General features: G+C 36.2%; 5 protein-coding genes and 2 pseudogenes. 1 reads left to right on the forward strand and 6 read right to left on the reverse strand.

Going from position 1 to position 4,716, the window contains the following annotated elements:
- Positions 1-16: 16 nt before the first annotated feature.
- The 6 genes and pseudogenes from tnpB to QMA12_RS21790 form a co-directional block, all read right to left on the reverse strand.
- Positions 17-262, reverse strand: a complete 246-nt coding sequence (gene tnpB / locus QMA12_RS21765; RefSeq protein ID WP_290211457.1) for an IS66 family insertion sequence element accessory protein TnpB — start codon at positions 260-262, stop codon at positions 17-19.
- Entirely contained in the window at positions 259-558 is a 300-nt protein-coding gene (locus QMA12_RS21770; RefSeq protein ID WP_290211458.1) for an IS66 family insertion sequence element accessory protein TnpB, read from the reverse strand. The genes tnpB and QMA12_RS21770 overlap by 4 nt, the downstream gene beginning before the upstream one ends.
- Before the next feature lie 259 nt (positions 559-817).
- The gene (locus QMA12_RS21775; RefSeq protein ID WP_290211459.1) at positions 818-1,816 is read right to left on the reverse strand and encodes a hypothetical protein; all 999 of its coding nucleotides are present in this window, start codon (positions 1,814-1,816) and stop codon (positions 818-820) included.
- A 6-nt stretch (positions 1,817-1,822) separates the two neighbouring features.
- Positions 1,823-3,019: an AAA family ATPase gene (locus tag QMA12_RS21780; protein ID WP_290211460.1), complete on the reverse strand. Its 1,197-nt coding sequence runs from the start codon at positions 3,017-3,019 to the stop codon at positions 1,823-1,825.
- A 358-nt stretch (positions 3,020-3,377) separates the two neighbouring features.
- The gene (locus tag QMA12_RS21785; protein ID WP_290211461.1) at positions 3,378-4,031 is read right to left on the reverse strand and encodes a DeoR/GlpR family DNA-binding transcription regulator; all 654 of its coding nucleotides are present in this window, start codon (positions 4,029-4,031) and stop codon (positions 3,378-3,380) included.
- Between the two features lie 3 nt (positions 4,032-4,034).
- Positions 4,035-4,130, reverse strand: a pseudogene (locus tag QMA12_RS21790) (DeoR family transcriptional regulator); the annotation flags it as partial.
- A gap of 393 nt (positions 4,131-4,523) precedes the next feature.
- Between QMA12_RS21790 and QMA12_RS21795 the strand changes: the two are divergent.
- Positions 4,524-4,716 (forward strand): annotated as a pseudogene (locus tag QMA12_RS21795) (helix-turn-helix domain-containing protein); the annotation flags it as partial.

The following is a 4,716-nucleotide window of genomic DNA, read 5'->3' on the forward strand; positions in this document are numbered from 1 at the left end:
AGGGTTGAATCAAAGTTCAACAGTAAACAAAGCGACTTCTTGTCGCACCTAAGCGTTTGTACCACAAAGCAAACCCCGTTTTATCCCAGTAAACCAACTTGAGTTTATCTTTCGCTTTGTTGCAAAACAAAAATAATGCGCCAGTGTAGGCATCACGCTCAAGCTCGCCTTCAACGATGGCGACCAGACCATCAATCGATTTTCGAAAATCCACAGCATCGCGATGTAAGTAAATACGCGTAGGTTCAACGAACATTTTCATAAGGCAAACTCGCGTAGCAATTGACTCAGATAAGTTGCAGGCGTTGTGGGTGGCAAGCTGACTTTTACTTTGCCAACAGTGAGGGTTATAGGCTGTTGCTGCTCGGTGATATCAACGTGTTTCGTGATTTTAGCGCGAACAAAACTGCCTGATGATTCATTAAGCTTACTTCGTGCGGCATAAAAAGTTGTTTTTGATAAAGCACGTTGCTGGCAAAATTCAGTAATAGTTAAATTGCTGGCTTGTTGCTCTTCGATAATGTTGCGCCATTGCTCAAGGCTACGCGTTTTTCTCATGGCTATCTCCTAATTGAAATTCGGAAATAGCTTAATCGCTTTGACGAGTTACTGGCAGGTGCACTTGGCTAGACGCTTACTAGCAAAATAAAAATAATCGTTCATCTCTTAGATATTTATGATTCTGAAGTGCGTCCCGTCTGAAAATCAGACTATTGAAATCAGGATTGTCTACTGTAGGGGTTGTATAGAGCGACTGTCAGATTTGAGTTACAAGTCTGACAGTTAGGCAATATAGCGATTAGTTGATATGGCTTAGTTAGTTATTATTCAATGCAGTGATTAATTTATCTAGTATTACAGGGTCTACTTTTGACTCATTTATTGTAATATTTAATCCCGATTTTGTAGCTTTAATTTTAATTCCTGTAAGCTCATGATTGGCTACTTCTTTTAGTTTTCCATCATAGTTAACAGGTATTGGTGAGTGATCAGCACGTATTTTTGCTAGTAATTCACTTTGGAGTTTCTTTGAGGATTTTTGCAGCTGCTCTTCGATTTCACTAATCTCTTCGGCAGTTTCATTTCCAGTTAGTGTAACTGGTTCTATAGGATTGAACTGTTGAGCAATCATCTCTAAATATCCAGCTTTATTGTACTTAACTAATTCACGTAATAATGGTGTGGAAACATATTTTAAAGCCGGAAATAAGTTAATTAGCTCTTTAGGTAAATTTGCATAACTTAGCGCATAATAAACATTGCTTTTCTTCATGCCTAAGAGATCACTTAGTTCTAGACCTGTGATTTCTTTATCGTTGTTACTATCAAGTTTTGTCTTTAATGCTTGAATAGATTTGGCTTTATCCATAAAGCTAGGCTCAGCGTATTCATCCATCACACGAGCAAAGTGCGCTCGTTCTTTTTCTGTTAAGTCTTTTGCAACAATAAGACTTAGCTTTGTATTAGGAAGAATTGAGACAGTGTAAGCGCGTCTTAAACCACCCAGTATTTCGTATTTACCATCTACTAATTCAGCTCTTACTGGCTCAGTATTTCCGTTGGAAGATCTAATCGAGTGATAAATGTCTAAAACGGATGCTAAAGATAAATCATCAAGTGAACGCTTGTTATAGATAGATTTAATGCATTTGTTGAATACGTCTTGGCTTTCGATTGTAACCCTTTCCCATTTAATATCACGGCCATCAATGGGGGAGCTGTCAATTAAACTATCGCTATTACCTTGCGTGATAAGGGTATCTAAATTCGTATTAGATATTTTGCGTCCTATCACTGTTCTTTTTTTATTGCTCATAGCGAATTAACCTTCATTCTTTCTATTAAATGTAATTGTGTCGAAGACTGAACGAGTGAATTCTTCAGCTTTAATCCGTGCTTTTTTAAGTGCATCTCTATCACCAGGATAAAATTTAGGGTTCGTTGAAAATACGGTACCAAAGCTTTCACCACAACGTTCAAATGCTGTCGATAACGGAAGTGAAGTATCTAACATATCAGCCCCGCAAACTTCTCTTAATAAGCTTTGTGCATCAGCATGGTCTGACTTTCTGGCTATTTTTGCCATATAGCCAAAAATAGAATTGAGCTTTATTTCACTGCCAGCGCTTTCTGCCATATCGAAAAGTTCTGGGAGACGCTGCATGAACTTCAGAGTTGAGTGAAAATCAACTTGTGCTGGAGGCACAGGGATCAAAAATGTATCAGCTGCAACGAATGAGTTAAGTAAAAATGCATCTAAGTGAGGGCCACTATCTATAAAAATAAAGTCGTAATCATGCTTTAGCTTATCAATTACATTATCTTTTAAAACATCATATATATTTTGGTTCGATAGGTGTTCATTCGCGAGCTGTTCAAACTGTGATGCTATAAACGCATCTTCAATGGATGCAGGGATTATATCAACCCCAGCTACACTAGATGGCTTAATAAAATCATTAAGTAATTCTTCACGATTAACGTTTTGTAGCATTGCCTGAGCGACAGTTTCGTCCACGATTCCAATTGATAAATCATGTTTCATAAACATTGTCGCACTTGCTTGAGGATCTAAATCTAGTACAAGTATTCTTAAGTCATGTTTTATTAGTGCAGGTGTACATTTTAAACCATGCGCAAGGGTTACAGAGCTTACCGTTTTAGCAACTCCACCTTTTAAGTTTGTTAAAAAAACTGTATGAGCTTCTTTAAACTGGTCACGATATTTAGGAACTCCTCGGTGTTCATAAATTGCAGTTACATCTTTATGTCCCATGCTATAAACGTTATTCAGACCAGCTTGTTTCTTTTGAAACTGATAACCCTTTAACTCCATCTCTGCCACAGCCTTATCTACTTTTGCTTTAGCAAGGTCTGGTAGGCTTGCCACCGCTGATTTCGAAAAGGTTTGTTCGTAATTTTCAGCATCGAATTCTATCTTTGAGTTGGTGATTTTTTCTGAGAGAGTCTCTAAAGTTAATTTAGCCCGAGTGGCAATTTTTAAAATCCTATCATCCATCTGTATACCCTATCTTATGCAGCTTTTTAAGAATTAAATGCATAATGCTGCACATTTGTGCCGATGTAAACGTGAAATTGAAAAAACTGACGTAAAAAATAGCGCAACAACCGGAATGCTTCCGACAATTGAATTTCCACACTGTGGAATTGTGTAAAAGAAGTTAGTTAATCTTTCAGCAAGTTAAAATAAGAGAGGTAAACTTTTATCTAAAATTTCAGAACAGACTTCGTGATCAGAGCGAAACGCCGTTGCAGGGCAGTTTAAATTGAGAAATAAAATCGCATCTTATCCCTAGTAGACTAGGACTAAGATGTGAACTGTAATGGATAGTAAAATTTAAACATAAGTATGTAGATTAGTTATCCAGAGATTCGACAACGATGACTTCAATACCCTGCTCTTTGAAATATTCAATTAGCTGTGGGTCTGCTTTAGAGTCAGTAATTAGGATATCAACTTCTTCTAGAGAGAAAAACACAAAGTTGCTACGTTTACCTAGCTTTGTGCTATCTGCCAGTATAATTAGCTTATCTGTTTGCTTTTTGAGTTTCTGTTCTGAAAGGATTAATAATGGATCTGACTCCATTACACCAAACTTGCCTATTCCAGGAGTACCTATAAACATCATTGAGCTACGATAATGTTCTGTGTTGTCCTTCTCATAAGAACTCAAAATAACACCTTGTTCTCTGTATATTTCACCACCTGGAAGTGAAATTAAATTATCACTATTTCCTGAAAGGTAATTTGCTAAAACAAAGGAGTTGGTCAGTATGTTTAAGTTTTTATCTTGTAGGAACTCCCCCATCATGTAAGTTGAGCTACCGCCATTAATTATAATGGAATCGTTGTCTGCACATAATTCAACAACTTTTTTTGCTTTCAGTCTTTTGGTGTCAGTGCGTTTAGCCTTATCAAGATCAAAAGCTGAGCTTTGAATATTTTTTCTTTGATTTTTACTCGATTCAGCCCCGCCTCTAATCTTGACTATTTCACCACGTTTAGACATTTTAGTTAGATCACGACGAATAGTTGCTTCAGATGAGTTTAATTTATCTGTTAAAACTTTAACGCTTGCAAAGTTATATTGATCTACAATTTCTTTAATTAGCGTTGTCTATGTTTTTCTAACATTAATAACTATCCATTTTGTTCCCCCTTAAAGGGTTACATACCAATTAATTACTGTATTTTCACAAAAGTTTATCATTATATGACCTGAAAAGGAAAAAATAGATTGCACAAAACCTTAAAAAACAATAGGTTAAAATTATTTAATTGGTCTGGTAATTTTCCCTAGACCTGTTTAATGAGAATAATGACTGTAATTAGTATGTTTACCAATTTACAATTCAGTCAAACTAGCTCTATATAAATCACTTGCAATCATTTAAGTGTACACTCATATTAATTATCGTGACTTACCTAAGTAACTGCTATACATCGTACATTTACGAAGATATATACCCGTGATCAATGAAGGTACTTGATTTATACAATAATGAGGATCATGATATACCTCATGAAAACATCAAATTGACCACAGAGCAAAAAATAGATCTTGAAACCCTTCACGATGCAAGTCGTGATGGCCGTGTTCGAGATCGAATTAAAGCTGTTTTACTTCGTTCTGAAGGTTGGTCAACGTCGATGATTGCTCAGGCATTACAACTTCATGAAACGAGTATTGTTAG

Origin of the sequence: Pseudoalteromonas sp. APC 3893, assembly GCF_030408095.1 — a bacterium.
Taxonomy (GTDB): domain Bacteria; phylum Pseudomonadota; class Gammaproteobacteria; order Enterobacterales; family Alteromonadaceae; genus Pseudoalteromonas.

Bases quoted from the DNA above. Each gene is read 5' to 3' on its own strand.
- tnpB (WP_290211457.1), bottom strand. From the start codon at position 262: ATGAAAATGTTCGTTGAACCTACGCGTATTTACTTACATCGCGATGCT.
- QMA12_RS21770 (WP_290211458.1), bottom strand. From the start codon at position 558: ATGAGAAAAACGCGTAGCCTTGAGCAATGGCGCAACATTATCGAAGAG.
- QMA12_RS21775 (WP_290211459.1), bottom strand. From the start codon at position 1,816: ATGAGCAATAAAAAAAGAACAGTGATAGGACGCAAAATATCTAATACG.
- QMA12_RS21780 (WP_290211460.1), bottom strand. From the start codon at position 3,019: ATGGATGATAGGATTTTAAAAATTGCCACTCGGGCTAAATTAACTTTA.
- QMA12_RS21785 (WP_290211461.1), bottom strand. From the start codon at position 4,031: ATGTCTAAACGTGGTGAAATAGTCAAGATTAGAGGCGGGGCTGAATCG.